Consider the following 16,771-nt stretch of genomic DNA (forward strand, 5'->3'; position numbering starts at 1 on the left):
GAGAGATTATTTATGGCAGGTCATAGTAAATGGGCCAACACCAGACATCGTAAAGCAGCGCAGGATGCTAAACGCGGTAAAATTTTCACCAAAATCATTCGTGAGCTGGTGACGGCAGCCAAACTGGGCGGCGGCGATCCGGATGCTAACCCACGTCTGCGCGCCGCAGTTGATAAAGCGCTGGCAAATAACATGACCCGTGACACCCTGAACCGTGCAATCGCGCGTGGTGTTGGTGGCGACGATGATGCGAACATGGAAACCATCATCTATGAAGGTTACGGTCCTGGCGGAACAGCCGTTATGATTGAGTGTCTGTCTGACAACCGTAACCGTACCGTTGCGGAAGTGCGTCACGCATTCACTAAAACGGGCGGCAACCTCGGTACCGACGGTTCCGTAGCTTACCTGTTCAGTAAAAAAGGCGTGATCTCTTTTGAACAAGGCGACGAAGACGCCATTATGGAAGCGGCACTGGAAGCGGGCGCTGAAGACGTTGTGACCTTCGACGACGGCGCGATTGACGTTTACACCGCGTGGGAAGAGATGGGCAAAGTGCGTGATGCGCTGGAAGCGGCTGGTCTGAAAGCGGACGCGGCTGAAGTGTCTATGATCCCCTCCACCAAAGCGGATATGGATGCAGAAACAGCGCCGAAGCTGATGCGCCTGATCGATATGCTGGAAGACTGCGACGACGTGCAGGAAGTTTACCACAACGGCGAAATCTCCGATGAGGTTGCTGCAACGCTCGAATGATGTGGTTAAGCCATAAACTAACAGGAGATGCGTGATGTCTATCATTCTCGGCATTGACCCGGGGTCGCGCATCACCGGTTATGGCGTAATCCGTCAGGTCGGCAGACAGCTGACCTACCTCGGTAGCGGCTGCATTCGCACCAAAGTCGACGATCTTCCATCACGTCTGAAGTTGATTTATGCGGGCGTGACGGAAATCATCACCCAGTTCCAGCCCGACTATTTTGCCATTGAGCAGGTCTTTATGGCGAAGAATGCCGACTCGGCGCTAAAGCTGGGGCAGGCGCGCGGCGTGGCAATCGTTGCGGCTACCAATCAGGATCTTCCGGTCTTTGAATACGCGGCCCGCCAGGTAAAACAGACCGTGGTGGGTATCGGCAGCGCGGAAAAAAGCCAGGTTCAGCATATGGTACGCACGCTGCTAAAACTCCCGGCAAATCCGCAGGCGGATGCCGCGGATGCGCTGGCGATTGCTATTACCCATTGCCACGTCAGCCAGAACGCCATGCAAATGAGCGAGTCTCGGCTGAATCTGGCGCGAGGTCGGTTACGTTAGTGACAAATGAGGCTGGATATCTATCCAGCCTTTTTTTATGATAGCGCATTACCTTTTAGCCCTTAACGCAGGAGCGTCACGTGATAGGCAGACTCAGAGGCATCATTCTTGAAAAACAACCCCCGCTGGTCCTTCTGGAAACCGGCGGAGTAGGCTATGAAGTCCATATGCCGATGACCTGTTTCTACGAGTTGCCGGAAGCCGGGCAGGAAGCGATTATCTTCACCCATTTTGTGGTGCGTGAAGACGCTCAACTGCTATATGGTTTTAACAACAAACAAGAACGCACGCTGTTTAAAGAGTTAATTAAAACCAATGGCGTCGGGCCGAAGCTGGCGCTGGCGATCCTCTCCGGTATGTCTGCACAGCAGTTCGTTAATGCCGTTGAGCGCGAAGAGCTTGGCGCGCTGGTGAAATTACCGGGCATAGGTAAGAAAACCGCAGAGCGTTTGATTGTGGAAATGAAAGACCGCTTTAAAGGCCTGCATGGCGATCTCTTCACGCCGGCGGCGGATCTGGTCCTGACCTCTCCGGCCAGTCCTGCAACGGATGACGCCGAGCAGGAAGCGGTTGCTGCGCTGGTGGCGTTAGGCTATAAACCACAGGAAGCCAGCCGCATGGTGAGCAAAATTGCTCGCCCTGATGCCAGCAGTGAAACCCTGATTCGTGAAGCGCTTCGCGCGGCATTGTGAGGTAAAGGATGATTGAAGCAGATCGCCTGATTTCGGCTGTTAGCACGACCCCTGAAGATCTGGTGGATCGCGCGATCCGCCCCAAATTGCTGGAGGAGTATATTGGCCAGCCTCAGGTGCGTTCGCAAATGGAGATTTTTATCCAGGCGGCGAAGCTACGCGGTGAAGCCCTCGATCACCTGCTGATTTTCGGTCCTCCAGGTCTCGGTAAAACCACGCTTGCCAATATTGTTGCCAATGAAATGGGCGTTAATTTGCGCACCACTTCCGGTCCGGTACTGGAAAAAGCGGGCGATCTGGCGGCAATGCTCACCAACCTTGAACCGCACGATGTGCTGTTTATCGATGAAATCCATCGCCTGTCACCGGTGGTGGAAGAGGTGCTGTATCCGGCGATGGAAGATTATCAGCTGGATATCATGATTGGCGAAGGACCAGCCGCACGTTCGATTAAGATCGATCTGCCGCCGTTTACCCTGATCGGGGCGACGACGCGCGCCGGTTCGTTAACGTCTCCGCTGCGTGACCGCTTCGGTATTGTACAGCGCCTGGAATTCTATCAGGTGGCAGACCTGCAGCACATTGTTGGACGCAGCGCCCGCTTTATGGGACTGGAAATGAGCGATGAAGGCGCATTGGAAGTGGCACGCCGCGCCCGTGGTACGCCGCGTATCGCCAACCGTTTATTACGCCGGGTACGCGACTTCTCCGAAGTGAAGCATGACGGCACAATTTCAGCAGATATCGCCGCTCAGGCACTGGATATGCTCAATGTGGATGCGGAAGGATTCGATTATATGGACCGTAAGCTGCTGCTGGCGGTTATCGATAAGTTCTTCGGTGGACCGGTAGGACTGGATAACCTGGCGGCGGCGATTGGGGAAGAGCGTGAAACCATTGAGGACGTGCTGGAGCCGTATCTGATTCAGCAAGGTTTTCTGCAGCGAACTCCGCGCGGACGTATGGCAACGGTGCGGGCGTGGAACCACTTTGGCATTACACCGCCGGAAATGCCATAAGATCCAATAATCCCTGATGGCGCTACGCCTGGCAGGCCTACGATATGATGCAGGCCTGACAGGCGTAAAACAGATTACTTCAGTTCATCAACCATGGTGACGGCGCGACCAATGTAATTGGCCGGCGTCATTGCTTTCAGGCGCGTTTTCTCGTCTTCAGGCAGCGCCAGACCGTCGATAAACTGCTTCATACCTTCGGCGTCAACGCGTTTGCCGCGGGTCAGCTCCTTCAGCTTCTCGTATGGTTTTTCAATGCCATAGCGACGCATCACGGTCTGGATCGGCTCTGCCAGCACTTCCCAGTTATGATCCAGTTCATCCAGCAGATGATCGCGGTTCACTTCCAGTTTGCTCACACCTTTCAGCGTGGACTGATAAGCGATCAGCGCATAGCCAATCCCCACGCCCAGGTTACGCAGAACGGTAGAGTCCGTCAGATCGCGCTGCCAGCGGGAGACCGGCAGTTTGCTCGCCAGATGCTGCAGAACCGCGTTAGACATGCCCAGGTTACCCTCGGAGTTTTCGAAATCGATTGGGTTCACCTTGTGCGGCATGGTGGAGGAACCAATTTCACCCGCGATGGTTTTCTGTTTGAAATGGTTCAGCGCCACGTAACCCCAGACATCGCGGTCGAAGTCGATCAGGATAGTGTTGAAACGGGCGATGCAATCAAACAGTTCGGCAATGTAGTCGTGCGGCTCAATCTGCGTGGTGTACGGGTTCCACTGGATGCCCAGCGAGGTGACAAATTCTTCGCTGAACTGATGCCAGTCCACTTCCGGATAAGCGGCGATGTGGGCGTTATAGTTACCGACTGCACCGTTGATTTTGCCGAGAATTTCGACCTGATTGAGCTGGCGGTACTGACGCTCCATACGGTAAGCCACGTTAGCCATTTCTTTGCCCAGCGTAGACGGGGTGGCTGGCTGACCGTGGGTACGGGAGAGCAGAGGAATATCGCGATACTGTACGGACAAATCTTTCACCGCGTCGATAAGCTTGCGCCAGTACGGCAGAACCACTTCGTCACGGGCGGTTTTCAGCATCAGCGCGTGAGACAGGTTGTTGATGTCTTCTGAGGTACACGCGAAGTGGATGAACTCGGAAACAGCGTGCAGTTCCGGGATATCCGCCACTTTCTCTTTCAGGAAATACTCAACTGCCTTCACGTCATGGTTGGTCGTACGCTCAATGGTTTTGATACGCGCAGCATCTTCTTCATTGAAGTTAGCGACAATCGCATCAAGGAAACCGATTGCGTCGGCAGCAAAAGCAGGAACTTCCTTGATCGCTGCGTGCGCGGCCAGTTTTTGCAGCCAGCGTACTTCAACTTGTACACGGAATTTCAGCAAACCGTATTCGCTGAAAATCCCGCGCAGCGCGCTGACTTTATCGCCGTAGCGTCCATCGACAGGGGAAACGGCGGTCAGTGAGGATAATTCCATAGATCACAACTCCGGGGTTAAATGAGCAAGAATTTGTTTAGCCTGAGTCGTCAGGCGATTACGAGAAAACATGAGTTGCAGACGGCCTCCACCAACCTGATGCCAGAGCACGGCAGCGCGAATGCCAGCCAGCAGGGAAGCGCGTACTTTAGCCTGAACCTGTGGGCTCTGAAGGATGGCCGGGGAGCCCGTAACCTGAATACGTGGGCCGAGTGGGCTGATGACGTCAACATAAATGCCTGCCATCGCACTCATCAACGTTTCTGACTGCAAATCAAAATGGTCCAGTTGGCGCTGCAAGCCGTTGATGCGGTCTCCCAGCGTGTCCATAGCGCCTTTAGCGGCTGACAGCTTACGCTCCAGCACCATCAGACTTAACGTGTAGCGGGTGAGTTCCGCGTTCAGCCCCTGACGACTGCTGGCGTTGAGCACGCCGAGCATCGTTTCCAGACCTAAACGCAGGTTGGCCTCGCTGCCGCCAAACACGCCCAGCGTAGAGCTGGGATTCATGTCGATGACACTGTTCAGTGAAACGTGCAATGCATCGGCATCACAATGCCCCTGGTGCGCCAGTTCCTGCACCAGGCGTGCCGACTGACAAATGCCTGCCAGAGCGAGGGTGATGTCATAATAATTCTTTGCCACGTTCACTGCTTCCTTGTATTAGATGTGTAAGTAATTATACCGGCAGAGGCAATCGTTGTTCGATAATGCCGCCGCCGAGGCACACTTCGCCATTGTAAAAGACAGCCGACTGACCCGGCGTTACCGCCGCGACTGGCTCGTCGAAAATGACTTCAATACGTTCAGCATCCAGCGCCTTAACGGTGCACGGAATGTCGGTCTGACGATAGCGGGTTTTCACCGTGCAGCGCATTGTGCCGGTGAACGGTTCGCGATCGACCCAGTGCAGCTGTTGCGCCACCAGGCCAACGGACATCAGACGCGGGTGTTCATGACCCTGAGCAACAACCAGAATGTTGTTCTCGACATCTTTATCCACCACGTACCACGGATCTTCCGTGCCTTCTTTCGTCCCGCCAATGCCCAGACCTTTACGCTGACCCAGCGTGTGGTACATCAGCCCCTGATGCTGGCCAATCTCTTCGCCATCAACGGTGATGATTTTGCCAGGCTGAGCGGGCAGGTAACGACCGAGAAACTCGCGGAACTTACGTTCGCCGATGAAGCAGATACCGGTTGAATCTTTTTTCTTGGCCGTAATCAGACCGAGATCTTCGGCAATTTTACGCACCTGCGGTTTTTCCAGTTCGCCGACCGGGAACAGGCTTTGCGCGATTTGTTCGTGACCGAGCGTGTAGAGGAAATAGCTCTGGTCTTTATTGCCATCAAGTCCACGCAGCAGGCGGCTTTTGCCGTCGACGTCGGCGCGGCGCACGTAGTGACCGGTGGCGATATAATCGGCACCTAAATCTTCGGCGGCAAACTCGAGGAAGGCTTTAAACTTGATTTCTTTATTGCACAGAATATCGGGGTTTGGCGTACGGCCCGCTTTGTACTCTTCAAGGAACAGTTCAAAGACGTTGTCCCAGTATTCTGCAGCAAAGTTGACGGTATGCAGTTCAATGCCGAGTTTGTCACAGACAGCCTGCGCATCTGCAAGATCGGCGGCCGCTGTGCAATATTCCTCGCCATCGTCCTCTTCCCAGTTCTTCATGAACAGGCCTTCTACCTGATAACCCTGTTGTTGCAACAGCCAGGCAGAAACGGAGGAATCGACACCGCCGGACATGCCGACGATCACTTTTTTTGGGCTTTCAGACATAGGAATACTCACGACATTGAACTTCAAGGCGGCATATTCTAGCACGCAGCCCCTTACTTGACACCCTCTGTAAACGGCCAGTTAAATTCGCCGATCATCGCCAGCGGGTAGCGCTGTCCGCTCTGATAGCAACGAATACTCTCCGCAACCAACGGTGAACGCAGATTTGGCGCTGAGAGAACCTCTTCTGCGCTGACCCAGCGACAGCAATCTATATCGCTGTCATGAGGTTCAGTAGCGCACATATTGGCAAGCTCGATAGAAAACAGAAAACGTAAAAAGGCCGTTTTGTCCGGCGCAATCCATTGATGCATCCGGATGAAGTGTTGCGGCTGCGCTTTGATGCCCGTCTCTTCCCACAGTTCGCGAGCGGCGGCTTGCACCAGGGTTTCATCCGCTTCCAGATGTCCTGCAGGTTGATTCCACAGGGCTTTGCCATTGATTGTTTCCTCAACGACTAAGAACTTATCTTCTGCATGCACAATGCAGGCGACCGTGACGTGCGGTTTGAACATACCTGTTCCTTATTCAGTTAGTTGCATCCCGCCATTGACCGTTGGCGAGATTTTCCAGCGTGTAATCTCCCATGGCATAGCGGATGAGGCGCAGCGTCGGGAATCCTACATGCGCTGTCATACGACGAACCTGGCGGTTACGGCCTTCATATAAAGTAACTTTCAGCCAACTGGTGGGGATATTTTTCCGTTCCCGAATAGGCGGGTTTCTCGGCCACAGCCAGGTGGGTTCCTCTACTATTTCAATACCTGCGGGCAGCGTGGGACCATCATTGAGCGTCACCCCGGTACGCAGCGCATCCAGCGCTTCTGCTGTCGGCTCGCCTTCGATCTGGACGTAATAGATTTTCCCCGTGCGCTTGCCAGGTTGCGTTAACCGCGCCTGCAGCGCGCCGTCATTGGTCAGCACCAAAAGTCCTTCGCTGTCCCGGTCGAGTCGGCCCGCAGCATAGATTCCCGGCACGGGAATAAAATCTTTTAACGTGCTTCTGCCCGCCTCGTCAGTAAATTGTGGCAAAACATCGTAGGGTTTATTGAACAAAACCACGCGTTTTGGCTGGTTTTCTTTACGCTGTTTGGTGACTTGTCGTGAGCTGAATCGCTCAACCCGGTGATTTCTAAAAGAAGTTTTTTGCATGGTATTTTCAGATTATATCAATTGCCGCATTATAGCCTAAGAACGAGTGTCTTTCATGGCGACGAACATTAGGGTAGTATTGACATGCTCATTACAAAACATTAACAAAAAATTGCTCTAACGCATTCGTGCAGCAGGACGCAAACGCACATGCAGCGCGATGACAGACGAGCAGAACCAGAAGCGCTCGAAGGAGAGGTGAATGGAAAGCAAAGTAGTTGTTCCGGCGGAAGGTAAGAAGATCACCCTGCAAAACGGCAAACTCAACGTTCCTGAAAATCCGATTATCCCGTTCATTGAAGGCGACGGTATCGGCGTTGATGTAACCCCACCGATGATCAAAGTTGTCGATGCTGCTGTCGAGAAAGCCTATAAAGGCGAGCGTAAAATCTCCTGGATGGAAATCTACACCGGCGAGAAATCCACTCAGGTTTATGGCCAGGACGTCTGGCTGCCTGCTGAAACCCTTGATCTGATTCGTGAATATCGTGTTGCCATCAAAGGCCCACTGACCACCCCAGTTGGCGGCGGTATTCGCTCTCTGAACGTTGCCCTGCGTCAGGAACTTGACCTGTATGTCTGCCTGCGCCCGGTGCGTTATTACCAGGGCACGCCTAGCCCGGTTAAGCACCCTGAACTGACCGACATGGTCATCTTCCGTGAAAACTCCGAAGATATCTACGCAGGTATCGAATGGAAAGCGGACTCTGCAGATGCCGAGAAAGTGATTAAATTCCTGCGCGAAGAGATGGGTGTGAAGAAAATCCGCTTCCCGGAGCATTGCGGTATTGGTATCAAACCGTGTTCTGAAGAAGGGACTAAACGTCTGGTTCGTGCGGCGATCGAATACGCCATCGCTAACGATCGTGATTCTGTTACCCTGGTACACAAAGGTAACATCATGAAATTCACCGAAGGCGCGTTCAAAGACTGGGGTTACCAGTTAGCGCGTGAAGAATTCGGTGGTGAACTGATCGACGGCGGTCCATGGGTGAAAATCAAGAACCCGAAAACCGGTAAAGAGATCGTGGTTAAGGATGTTATCGCCGATGCGTTCCTGCAACAGATCCTGCTGCGTCCGGCTGAATATGATGTGATTGCCTGTATGAACCTTAACGGCGACTACATCTCCGATGCGCTGGCCGCACAGGTTGGTGGTATTGGTATCGCGCCGGGCGCGAACATCGGTGACGAATGTGCGCTGTTCGAAGCAACCCACGGTACTGCACCGAAGTATGCAGGTCAGGATAAAGTGAACCCAGGTTCCATTATTCTGTCCGCTGAAATGATGCTGCGCCACATGGGGTGGGTTGAAGCGGCTGACCTGATTGTTAAAGGTATGGAAGGCGCAATTAACGCCAAGACCGTAACCTATGACTTCGAACGTCTGATGGAAGGCGCTAAGCTGCTGAAATGTTCAGAGTTTGGCGACGCAATCATCGAAAACATGTAATCCAGATACTGGGTTGTGTGAAAACGGGAACCGAGAGGTTCCCGTTTTTTTTATGCCTGAACTCGTGGTTGCGTAATGCGTAAACCACTCACAATTGCTGCCAGCGAGGCCAGAATGCCTGCGGCTATCAGCGAGACGTGCGTTCCACTGTCGCCAAACTGGTTTAGCATCAGCGCGACCAGTGCGGCCCCGGTACTCTGACCCAGCAAGCGCGCCGTCCCCAGCATACCGCTCGCCCCACCGCTGCGTTCACGCGGTGCGGAGGTGATGATGGTGTGATTATTTGGGGACTGGAACAAGCCAAAGCCTGCGCCGCACAGAATCATCGGCCAGATGATATTAAAATCGGAGGGGGAAACGGGCAGCAGCACCAGCGAAAACAACCCGCTGGCCATCAACGCCATGCCCAGTGCGCCCAACAGCCCGGCGTGAACGCGTTCAATCAGATATCCCGCCAGCGGCGCCATCACCATGGTTGCCAGCGGCCATGGCGTCAACAGCAGGCCTGTTTCGACCTCGCTGCGTCCGAGCACCGTTTGCATAAAGAAGGGCAGGGAAACCAATGCCAGCATTTGTGCGCAGAATGAACATATCGAGGTACAAATCGAGAGTGAAAACAGTGGAATGCGTAACAGGTCAACCGGCAGTAACGGCACCTCCAGCGCGAGCTGGCGTCGGATAAAGAAAAAACCCACCACCATAAGCGCCACAAGCTCGGCACCAATCAGTTTTAGCGACTGTCCTTGTGCAAAGCCGCTGAGCGCCGTAATTAACAAGCCAAACGTTAAGGCATTCATTACCGCACTGGGCAGGTCAAAGCGTGGTTTAGTGCCGCGGGACGCATTGGGTGGCAGAAAACGCATCGCCAGCAACAGGGCGACTATTCCCAGCGGGACGTTAATCAGAAACAGCCATTTCCAGGAGGCAATAGAAAGAATTGCTGCGGCAATGGTCGGACCCGCAGCCGAGGAAACTGCGACGATAAAAGAGTTAATCCCCATCCCCCGCCCAAGCTGACGCTGGGGATAAATAAGTCGGATCAATGCCGTATTCACGCTCATTAGCGCCGCACCGCCAAAACCCTGGGCGACGCGAGCCAGCGTCAGCATGTGCAACGAATCTGACAAGGCACAAAATAGCGATGCAAGCAGGAACACGACCAGGCCACACTTATAAATGCGCCGGTAACCGAACATATCGCCTAAAAAAGAGAGGGACAGGAGCGAAACGACGATCGCGATTTGATAGGCGTTCACAATCCAGATTGAGCTGGCAGGTGAGGCCTGAAGATCGGCGGCGATAGTTGGCAGGGCCACGTTCGCTATTGCACCGTCGAGTACTGCCATAGAAATGCCAATAACAATGGTTAAAATTGCGCCATATCGCTGGGGCAATGGCAGACCATCGGCCTGAATTTTTTCCATAGAAAGTCGATATTTGTGGAATTTATGATGAGAGTATTAATTTTAGCATTGATATTCAGGTGTTAGGTCGCAGATTTGTAACTAAGTGAGCAAAGAGCGATTGCGAGGGTTGGTACGTGAAATTATAATAAAAACCGGTTCTGATTTTTATAAAACACTCGAAAGGGGTGATAAATGGCAATCGCAGATCTGGATAAGCAACCCGATTCTGTATCTTCCGTGCTGAAAGTTTTTGGCATTCTGCAGGCGCTGGGTGAAGAGCGCGAAATTGGTATTACCGAGTTGTCGCAACGCGTCATGATGTCGAAAAGCACCGTTTATCGCTTTTTGCAGACCATGAAAACGCTGGGTTATGTGGCACAGGAAGGGGAGTCTGAGAAATACTCACTGACCCTGAAATTATTCGAGCTGGGCGCGCGCGCGTTGCAAAACGTCGATCTTATCCGTAGCGCTGACATTCAGATGCGCGAACTTTCGCGCCTGACCAAAGAGACTGTACACCTCGGTGCGTTGGATGAAGACAGCATTGTCTACATTCACAAAATCGACTCTATGTACAATCTGCGCATGTATTCCCGCGTTGGTCGTCGTAATCCGCTGTACAGTACAGCTATCGGTAAAGTTCTACTGGCATGGCGTGACCGCGATGAAGTGAAGCAGATTCTGGATGGCATTGAGTACAAACGCAGCACCGATCGTACCATTACGAATACTGATGAATTACTGCTACTGCTGGATAAAGTACGTGAGCAGGGTTACGGCGAAGATAACGAAGAACAGGAAGAAGGCCTGCGCTGCATCGGCGTACCGGTGTTTGACCGTTTCGGCGTGGTTATTGCGGGGTTGAGTATTTCATTCCCAACGCTGCGTTTCTCAGAAGAGCGTTTACACGAGTATGTGGCAATGCTGCATACGGCAGCGCGCAAGATTTCAGAACAAATGGGCTATAACGACTATCCGTTCTAATCTGACGTAATCGCGAATGTAAAAAACCCCAGGTATTTTGTACCTGGGGTTTTTTATGAACAGTCATAACGTTACCTGGCGTAAATAACGTATCGAATGTAATGTTGCATTATTAGCCGTTATCGATAATGACCGTGCTTTTCCTTAACAGGGGACAATCCGACAGGCCAATGATACCGCTACTGGTGTGGACGTACTGTGCCGTGCTGGTTCCACGGGCAGTCAGATATTGGCATTGCAGACCCAGACCGGCAGCATTCTCCTTACTTCCAATCAAAATTCCATAGCCGCTCAATAATAAACCGATCCAAACCAGAGCTAACAACACAATAGCGCGGATAATCAGACGCATTACAACTTCTTATCTTTTCTCATTGTTATTAGATTAGCCTGTACACGGTATGAAACAAGTCAATCATTCCTAAAAAGATTGAATGCCTATACAGTTAACGCTGGGTTTAGGTAACGCATGATAATTTATAGACATAAGATGTGGAGTTGAAGAGTGGAGCTGGAGTGAAAAAAATTCGCTGGGTAGTGCTGATTGTTGTTGTACTGGTATGCATACTGATGTGGGCGCAGGTGTTCAACATCATGTGCGATCAGGACGTACAATTTTTCAGCGGTATTTGTGCCTTCAATAAATTTATTCCCTGGTAAGCGCATTTTCGCAACAGTTGATTACCTTCTTGTGCGGCAGTGGTAAACTACACTGTCTACATTGAGGTGGTAAAATGAACGAAGTTTTGAATTCTGGCGCGTTGAGTTTTGCGTCTTTAGCGGTATCGGTGGTGGTTCTGATTGTTGGGCTTGTTCTTTGGTTTTTTATCAATCGGGCAAGTTCGCGTACTAACGAGCAGATTGAGTTGCTTGAAGCATTGTTAGATCAGCAAAAAAGACAGAACGCTTTGTTACGTCGCCTTTGCGAAGCTAACGAACCCGAGAAAGCGGCAGAGCCTACTGCACTGCCCATTAAGGATGAAGACGATGACATCATCCGCCTGGTAGCTGAGCGGTAAAAAAGGTATGGCAGGATGAGGAACGGTTGTTGTTGTTCTCAGTTGCTTCATCCTGTCGTCAGCGCGTCAGATTATTTTCTTCTGTCCCCGTCGTGTAATTGGCGGCCGGGCAGTCATCTATTCTCAGTGTTTTCAGATGCTCCGACTAATTAATATCTTATCCCCAGTCTGATATAAATATAATCTTCCATACGTAAAAAATATGATTATGTCATTTTTGTGATAACGATCGTTTTATTAACAGCGAAACGTTTCTCTTACTTTTTTTGTGCCTTGTCATCATTCTTTCATTATTTTGGTGCAAAACCAGAAGGCGGATCTCATTTTTACGCTTGTGACATTTTATGCATTACTAAGCATAAAAAATGATATCTGGCAGAACCCGTAACAGATAACCTGGAACAACTGAAGCTATTGAGCTATGGTAGAAATATCCCGGCTATGGCGCAAGTCAGGCGGGATAGGGGAGAGAGGCGAGAATATAATTCTACTCGACCTGGCGCATAACTGTGCAGTTGCTGTTTGATGGACGACGGGATTTGTGCGACCGATCGAGACACGTTTAAAAATGGCTTGCCATTATTAACGTTGTATGTGATAACACGTTTTGGGTTAAACGAGGTACAGTTCTGTTTATGTGTGGCATTTTCAGTAAAGAAGTCCTGAGTAAACACGTTGACGTTGAATACCGCTTCTCTGCCGAACCTTATATTAGTGCCTCAAGCAGTAATGTCTCAGTTTTATCTATGTTATGCCCGCGGGCGAAGAAAATACTCTAAGGAATTTTGCAAATGGCAAAGATTAAAGGTCAAGTTAAGTGGTTCAACGAGTCTAAAGGTTTTGGTTTCATTACTCCGGCTGATGGCAGCAAAGACGTGTTCGTACACTTCTCCGCTATCCAGGGTAACGGCTTCAAAACTCTGGCTGAAGGCCAGAACGTTGAGTTCGAAATTCAGGACGGCCAGAAAGGTCCGGCTGCTGTTAACGTAACAGCTATCTGATCGACACCACTGATTTGAAGCGCTTTTGCGCATCCATCTCAGATATAAAGCCTCGCTTATGCGGGGCTTTTTAATTCTAATTACGTCAAAATATTACTGAATGCCCATCCATTAGCGCTTTGTTGCAAAGGCGTGATGTTCGTAGCATAGTTTTCCCCGCTTTCTTGCGGCATTTCCCGTTAAATCAGACACCTGAAAAACTATCTTGTTGGAGTTCGGGTGAAAAAGAAAAACGACGGCGATGCGCGCAATTTTACTCCCGTACGTTTTGCCCTGCTTTGTGTGGCAATATTATTGAGCCTTGGATTGCTGCTGGGACGGGTTGCGTGGTTGCAAATTGTCACGCCGACGAATCTGGTAAAACAGGAAGACATGCGTTCCTTACGCGAGGTGTCCATCGCTTCGCCACGCGGAATGATAACCGACAGAGAAGGGCGACCGCTGGCGGTAAGCGTTCCGGTTAACGCCGTCTGGGCCGATCCGAAGACGATTATCAGCAAGGGTGGCGTTGGCTATAACGAACGTTGGCAGGCGTTAGCGAAGACGCTGCATATTTCTCTCAGCACGCTGGCTGAACGCGTTAACAGCAATCCAGCCGGGCGGTTTATCTATCTGGCGCGCCAGATCTCTCCTCAGCAGGCAGAATGGGTCGATAAACTGGATCTGCCGGGAATCAACCTGCGTGAAGAGTCCCGCCGCTTTTATCCCGCCGGACATGTTGCGGCCAATCTGATTGGTTTCACCAACATTGACGGTCAGGGGATTGAAGGGCTGGAGAAAAGCTTCAATAGCCAGTTGATGGGCAAACCTGGCTCCCGCCTGGTACGTAAAGACAAATTTGGCCATGTCATCGAAAATATCACGGAAGTGATGCCGGTGCCTGCGCATGAATTACAGCTCAGCATTGATGAGCGCTTGCAGACGGTTACTGAAGACGCGCTGGACAATGCCGTGACATGGAATAAAGCGGAATCAGGGGCCGCAGTGCTGGTCAACATTGCCACCGGCGAAATACTCTCCATGGCAAGCTTTCCCGATTTCAATCCCAATAACCGTGATGGCGCGGTACTGGATGATTTTCGTAATCGTGCAATTAGCGATACCTTTGAACCCGGTTCAACCGTAAAACCACTGGTGATTATGACCGCTCTGCAGCAGGGGATAGTACAGCCTGACAGTGTGATTGATACTCATCCTTTTATTGTTGATGGGCATCGCATCCGCGACGTCGGATTTTACCCGGAGCTATCGCTGACCGGGATTTTGCAGAAATCGAGCGATACCGGCGTGTCACACCTTTCTCTGGCGATGCCGGTACAGAAATTACTGAATACCTATAAAAGCTTTGGCTTTGGCGATCCAACCGGACTGGGTTTAACCGGGGAAAGTCGCGGATTAATGCCTCAACGCCGCTACTGGAGCGATCTGGACCGGGCAACCTTCGCATTTGGTTATGGATTAATGGTGACGCCGCTCCAGCTGGCGCATGTCTATGCCACCATCGGCAGTTTTGGTATCTATCGACCCCTTTCTATTACACGTATCGATCCGCCGGTAATCGGTACGCGAGTGATGCCGGAGGCGTTGGTTCACCAGGTTGAACATATGATGGAAAGCGTCGCGCTACCCGGCGGCGGGGGAACCAAGGCCGCGGTCAGAGATTATCGCGTCGCGGTTAAGACCGGAACGGCAAAGAAAATTGGCGATGACGGCAAATATGTCGATAAATATGTGGCCTATACGGCGGGCGTTGCGCCAGCAAGCGACCCAAAGTTCGCGCTGGTTGTGGTTATAAATAACCCGCAAAACGGTGCTTATTATGGGGGGGCAGTCTCCGCGCCGGTATTCAGCCAGATAATGGGCGATGTCCTGCGTCTGGAAAACGTAAAGCCGGACGGAATGCCTCCCGGCTCCGATCATCTGCTGGTAATGCACGGCAGCAACGTATCCTCGCCGTCGCTGTAAGTTATTTTCCCAGGGCGCAATTCGCGTTACACTTGCGCCCTTAAGTCACCTGCCGGAGTTGTCATGTCGTTTTCCTGTCCTCTTTGCCACCAGGCTCTTACTCAAGCGAATAACAGTTTTGTCTGCCCTGGGCGGCACCAGTTTGACGTGGCGAAAGAAGGGTATGTCAACTTACTGCCGGTTCAGCACAAACGGTCGCGCGATCCGGGTGATAGCGCGGAGATGATGCAGGCGCGCCGGGCATTTCTCGATGCCGGACACTATCAGCCGCTGCGCGATGCAATTGTGGATGCGCTCACCCAGAGGTTGAGTTCAGAAGATGCGGCGATCCTGGATATTGGCTGTGGGGAAGGGTATTACACCCATGCGTTTGCCGATGCGCTGACGGGCTGTACAACCTTTGGTCTTGACGTTTCTAAAGTGGCGATTAAGGCCGCAGCCCGTCGTTATTCGCAGGTGACCTTTTGCGTTGCCTCCAGCCATCGCCTGCCGTTTGCCGACGAGTCAATGGATGCCATCATCCGGATCTACGCGCCCTGTAAAGCGCCGGAGCTGGCTCGCGTGGTCAAACCGGGTGGCTGGGTTATTACCGCCACGCCGGGTCCGCGTCATTTAATGGAGCTGAAAGGGCTGATTTATGATGAGGTGCGTTTGCATGCGCCACACACTGAGCAACTGGACGGTTTTGTTCTGCAAGAGAGTCTTGCGCTGGGGTATCAGATGCAGCTCAAAGGCAGCGAGGCCGTTGCGTTACTGCAAATGACGCCGTTCGCCTGGCGGGCAAAGCCGGAAGTGTGGGAAACGTTAGCCGGAAAAACGACGTTTGACTGCCAGACAGACTTTAGTATTCATATCTGGCAGCGCCTGAATTAACCGTGGAAGTGTGCCCAGAGGATCTGGGCGCCAATACCTATCAGTACCAGCCCGCCCAAAATTTCAGCTCGCTTGCCCAGCATCGGGCCAATGAAACGACCGATCATCATGCCGAGCGTAGACATAATCAACGTGGCGCAGCCGATGGCCAGCGCTGTGGCAATAATGTTGACCTGCAGGAAAGCCAGACCCACCCCGACGGCCATTGCGTCGAGACTGGTTGCAATGGCGGTGGTGACCAGCAGCCAGAAGCCATGGCGGCGCTGTGGCTCTTCATCTTCATCCCCGTCGTCACGAAAGCCTTCTATTATCATTCGTCCGCCTAAAAAGATCAGCAGAATGAAGGCGATCCAATGGTTCCACTCCAGTACAAATTTGCTGGCGAGCATACCCATGCCCCAGCCAATGAGCGGCGTAAGCGTTTCAACGGCGCCGAAAATAAGGCCGGTGCGCAGTGCTTCAGAAAATTTGGGCTTATGCAGGGTGGCGCCTTTGCCAATTGATGCAGCGAAAGCATCCATCGACATGCCGAAAGCAAGAAGAACAGTAGCGGTGAGATTCATAACAGCGTCCTGACCGGGGTATCCATAACACACATCACTGCCCCCAGTAACCATGCATACAGGCTGGAATCACTGTAAATACAGCGCCATTCAGGTATGCA

The 16,771-nt window shown here is 52.0% G+C and carries 20 protein-coding genes; 12 read left to right on the forward strand and 8 right to left on the reverse strand.

Annotated features, from left to right (window positions below; all coding sequences use genetic code 11):
* Window positions 1-12: 12 nt before the first annotated feature.
* The 4 genes from HV311_RS10135 to ruvB all read left to right on the forward strand — a co-directional run bounded on the left by HV311_RS10135 (window position 13) and on the right by ruvB (window position 3,023).
* The gene (locus HV311_RS10135) at window positions 13-756 is read left to right on the forward strand and encodes a YebC/PmpR family DNA-binding transcriptional regulator (protein ID WP_016153413.1); all 744 of its coding nucleotides are present in this window, start codon (window positions 13-15) and stop codon (window positions 754-756) included.
* 34 nt (window positions 757-790) lie between these two features.
* Entirely contained in the window at window positions 791-1,312 is a 522-nt protein-coding gene (gene ruvC, locus HV311_RS10140) for a crossover junction endodeoxyribonuclease RuvC (protein WP_003034867.1), read from the forward strand.
* 80 nt (window positions 1,313-1,392) lie between these two features.
* The gene (gene ruvA / locus HV311_RS10145) at window positions 1,393-2,004 is read left to right on the forward strand and encodes a Holliday junction branch migration protein RuvA (RefSeq protein ID WP_016153412.1); all 612 of its coding nucleotides are present in this window, start codon (window positions 1,393-1,395) and stop codon (window positions 2,002-2,004) included.
* Between the two features lie 8 nt (window positions 2,005-2,012).
* Window positions 2,013-3,023, forward strand: a complete 1,011-nt coding sequence (gene ruvB, locus HV311_RS10150) for a Holliday junction branch migration DNA helicase RuvB (protein WP_016153411.1) — start codon at window positions 2,013-2,015, stop codon at window positions 3,021-3,023.
* A 74-nt stretch (window positions 3,024-3,097) separates the two neighbouring features.
* Here the strand turns inward: ruvB and purB are convergent, their stop codons facing one another.
* Genes purB through rluE form a run of 5 tightly spaced genes read right to left on the reverse strand, consistent with a single transcriptional unit; the run spans window position 3,098 to window position 7,406 of the window.
* A complete protein-coding gene (purB, locus tag HV311_RS10155; protein WP_191221041.1) occupies window positions 3,098-4,468 on the reverse strand; it encodes an adenylosuccinate lyase in 1,371 nt (456 codons plus the stop codon).
* A gap of 3 nt (window positions 4,469-4,471) precedes the next feature.
* Window positions 4,472-5,113, reverse strand: a complete 642-nt coding sequence (gene hflD / locus HV311_RS10160) for a high frequency lysogenization protein HflD (RefSeq protein WP_016153409.1) — start codon at window positions 5,111-5,113, stop codon at window positions 4,472-4,474.
* 34 nt (window positions 5,114-5,147) lie between these two features.
* Complete coding sequence (mnmA, locus tag HV311_RS10165) at window positions 5,148-6,254, reverse strand: tRNA 2-thiouridine(34) synthase MnmA (protein WP_003832402.1); 1,107 nt, start codon at window positions 6,252-6,254, stop codon at window positions 5,148-5,150.
* Window positions 6,255-6,307: 53 nt separating this feature from the next.
* Complete coding sequence (locus tag HV311_RS10170; RefSeq protein ID WP_191221042.1) at window positions 6,308-6,769, reverse strand: NUDIX hydrolase; 462 nt, start codon at window positions 6,767-6,769, stop codon at window positions 6,308-6,310.
* A gap of 13 nt (window positions 6,770-6,782) precedes the next feature.
* On the reverse strand, window positions 6,783-7,406 hold the full coding sequence (gene rluE / locus HV311_RS10175) for a 23S rRNA pseudouridine(2457) synthase RluE (RefSeq protein WP_047358300.1): 624 nt from the start codon (window positions 7,404-7,406) through the stop codon (window positions 6,783-6,785).
* Between the two features lie 202 nt (window positions 7,407-7,608).
* On the opposite strand from rluE, the gene icd reads away from it, so the two are divergent.
* Complete coding sequence (icd, locus tag HV311_RS10180) at window positions 7,609-8,859, forward strand: NADP-dependent isocitrate dehydrogenase (protein ID WP_088902426.1); 1,251 nt, start codon at window positions 7,609-7,611, stop codon at window positions 8,857-8,859.
* 50 nt (window positions 8,860-8,909) lie between these two features.
* Here the strand turns inward: icd and HV311_RS10185 are convergent, their stop codons facing one another.
* The gene (locus HV311_RS10185; protein WP_047500603.1) at window positions 8,910-10,283 is read right to left on the reverse strand and encodes an MFS transporter; all 1,374 of its coding nucleotides are present in this window, start codon (window positions 10,281-10,283) and stop codon (window positions 8,910-8,912) included.
* Window positions 10,284-10,457: 174 nt separating this feature from the next.
* Between HV311_RS10185 and kdgR the strand changes: the two genes are divergently transcribed.
* The gene (gene kdgR, locus HV311_RS10190) at window positions 10,458-11,249 is read left to right on the forward strand and encodes a DNA-binding transcriptional regulator KdgR (protein WP_016156798.1); all 792 of its coding nucleotides are present in this window, start codon (window positions 10,458-10,460) and stop codon (window positions 11,247-11,249) included.
* Window positions 11,250-11,361: 112 nt separating this feature from the next.
* On the opposite strand, the gene HV311_RS10195 is transcribed toward kdgR, so the two are convergent.
* The gene (locus tag HV311_RS10195; protein ID WP_016153403.1) at window positions 11,362-11,601 is read right to left on the reverse strand and encodes a YobH family protein; all 240 of its coding nucleotides are present in this window, start codon (window positions 11,599-11,601) and stop codon (window positions 11,362-11,364) included.
* A 164-nt stretch (window positions 11,602-11,765) separates the two neighbouring features.
* Here HV311_RS10195 and mgrB point away from each other — a divergent pair, with 164 nt between their 5' ends.
* The 6 genes from mgrB (at window position 11,766) to rlmA (ending at window position 16,107) form a co-directional block, all read left to right on the forward strand.
* On the forward strand, window positions 11,766-11,909 hold the full coding sequence (gene mgrB, locus HV311_RS10200) for a PhoP/PhoQ regulator MgrB (protein ID WP_016153402.1): 144 nt from the start codon (window positions 11,766-11,768) through the stop codon (window positions 11,907-11,909).
* A 74-nt stretch (window positions 11,910-11,983) separates the two neighbouring features.
* Window positions 11,984-12,268: a YebO family protein gene (locus tag HV311_RS10205; protein WP_016156797.1), complete on the forward strand. Its 285-nt coding sequence runs from the start codon at window positions 11,984-11,986 to the stop codon at window positions 12,266-12,268.
* 635 nt (window positions 12,269-12,903) lie between these two features.
* The gene (locus HV311_RS10210; RefSeq protein WP_006684179.1) at window positions 12,904-13,047 is read left to right on the forward strand and encodes a DUF2627 domain-containing protein; all 144 of its coding nucleotides are present in this window, start codon (window positions 12,904-12,906) and stop codon (window positions 13,045-13,047) included.
* Between the two features lie 12 nt (window positions 13,048-13,059).
* On the forward strand, window positions 13,060-13,269 hold the full coding sequence (cspE, locus tag HV311_RS10215) for a transcription antiterminator/RNA stability regulator CspE (RefSeq protein ID WP_001062678.1): 210 nt from the start codon (window positions 13,060-13,062) through the stop codon (window positions 13,267-13,269).
* 219 nt (window positions 13,270-13,488) lie between these two features.
* Window positions 13,489-15,234, forward strand: coding sequence for a peptidoglycan glycosyltransferase FtsI (gene ftsI, locus HV311_RS10220; protein WP_016153400.1), 1,746 nt, complete (start codon window positions 13,489-13,491; stop codon window positions 15,232-15,234).
* A gap of 63 nt (window positions 15,235-15,297) precedes the next feature.
* On the forward strand, window positions 15,298-16,107 hold the full coding sequence (gene rlmA, locus HV311_RS10225; RefSeq protein ID WP_191221043.1) for a 23S rRNA (guanine(745)-N(1))-methyltransferase: 810 nt from the start codon (window positions 15,298-15,300) through the stop codon (window positions 16,105-16,107).
* Here rlmA and mntP read toward each other — a convergent pair.
* Window positions 16,104-16,670 carry a manganese efflux pump MntP gene (gene mntP, locus HV311_RS10230; RefSeq protein WP_145981116.1) on the reverse strand — a complete coding sequence of 189 codons (567 nt, stop codon included), beginning with the start codon at window positions 16,668-16,670 and terminating at the stop codon, window positions 16,104-16,106. The genes rlmA and mntP overlap by 4 nt on opposite strands.
* Between the last annotated feature and the right edge of the window lie 101 nt (window positions 16,671-16,771).

This window comes from Citrobacter sp. RHBSTW-00881, assembly GCF_013728515.1.
Classification (GTDB): Bacteria; Pseudomonadota; Gammaproteobacteria; order Enterobacterales; family Enterobacteriaceae; genus Citrobacter; species Citrobacter braakii.

Bases quoted from the DNA above. Each gene is read 5' to 3' on its own strand.
- ruvB (WP_016153411.1), top strand. From the start codon at position 2,013: ATGATTGAAGCAGATCGCCTGATTTCGGCTGTTAGCACGACCCCTGAA.
- rlmA (WP_191221043.1), top strand. From the start codon at position 15,298: ATGTCGTTTTCCTGTCCTCTTTGCCACCAGGCTCTTACTCAAGCGAAT.
- HV311_RS10170 (WP_191221042.1), bottom strand. From the start codon at position 6,769: ATGTTCAAACCGCACGTCACGGTCGCCTGCATTGTGCATGCAGAAGAT.
- kdgR (WP_016156798.1), top strand. From the start codon at position 10,458: ATGGCAATCGCAGATCTGGATAAGCAACCCGATTCTGTATCTTCCGTG.
- ruvC (WP_003034867.1), top strand. From the start codon at position 791: ATGTCTATCATTCTCGGCATTGACCCGGGGTCGCGCATCACCGGTTAT.
- HV311_RS10195 (WP_016153403.1), bottom strand. From the start codon at position 11,601: ATGCGTCTGATTATCCGCGCTATTGTGTTGTTAGCTCTGGTTTGGATC.
- mntP (WP_145981116.1), bottom strand. From the start codon at position 16,670: ATGAATCTCACCGCTACTGTTCTTCTTGCTTTCGGCATGTCGATGGAT.
- cspE (WP_001062678.1), top strand. From the start codon at position 13,060: ATGGCAAAGATTAAAGGTCAAGTTAAGTGGTTCAACGAGTCTAAAGGT.
- HV311_RS10205 (WP_016156797.1), top strand. From the start codon at position 11,984: ATGAACGAAGTTTTGAATTCTGGCGCGTTGAGTTTTGCGTCTTTAGCG.
- purB (WP_191221041.1), bottom strand. From the start codon at position 4,468: ATGGAATTATCCTCACTGACCGCCGTTTCCCCTGTCGATGGACGCTAC.
- HV311_RS10210 (WP_006684179.1), top strand. From the start codon at position 12,904: ATGTGTGGCATTTTCAGTAAAGAAGTCCTGAGTAAACACGTTGACGTT.
- HV311_RS10185 (WP_047500603.1), bottom strand. From the start codon at position 10,283: ATGGAAAAAATTCAGGCCGATGGTCTGCCATTGCCCCAGCGATATGGC.
- icd (WP_088902426.1), top strand. From the start codon at position 7,609: ATGGAAAGCAAAGTAGTTGTTCCGGCGGAAGGTAAGAAGATCACCCTG.
- HV311_RS10135 (WP_016153413.1), top strand. From the start codon at position 13: ATGGCAGGTCATAGTAAATGGGCCAACACCAGACATCGTAAAGCAGCG.
- rluE (WP_047358300.1), bottom strand. From the start codon at position 7,406: ATGCAAAAAACTTCTTTTAGAAATCACCGGGTTGAGCGATTCAGCTCA.
- mnmA (WP_003832402.1), bottom strand. From the start codon at position 6,254: ATGTCTGAAAGCCCAAAAAAAGTGATCGTCGGCATGTCCGGCGGTGTC.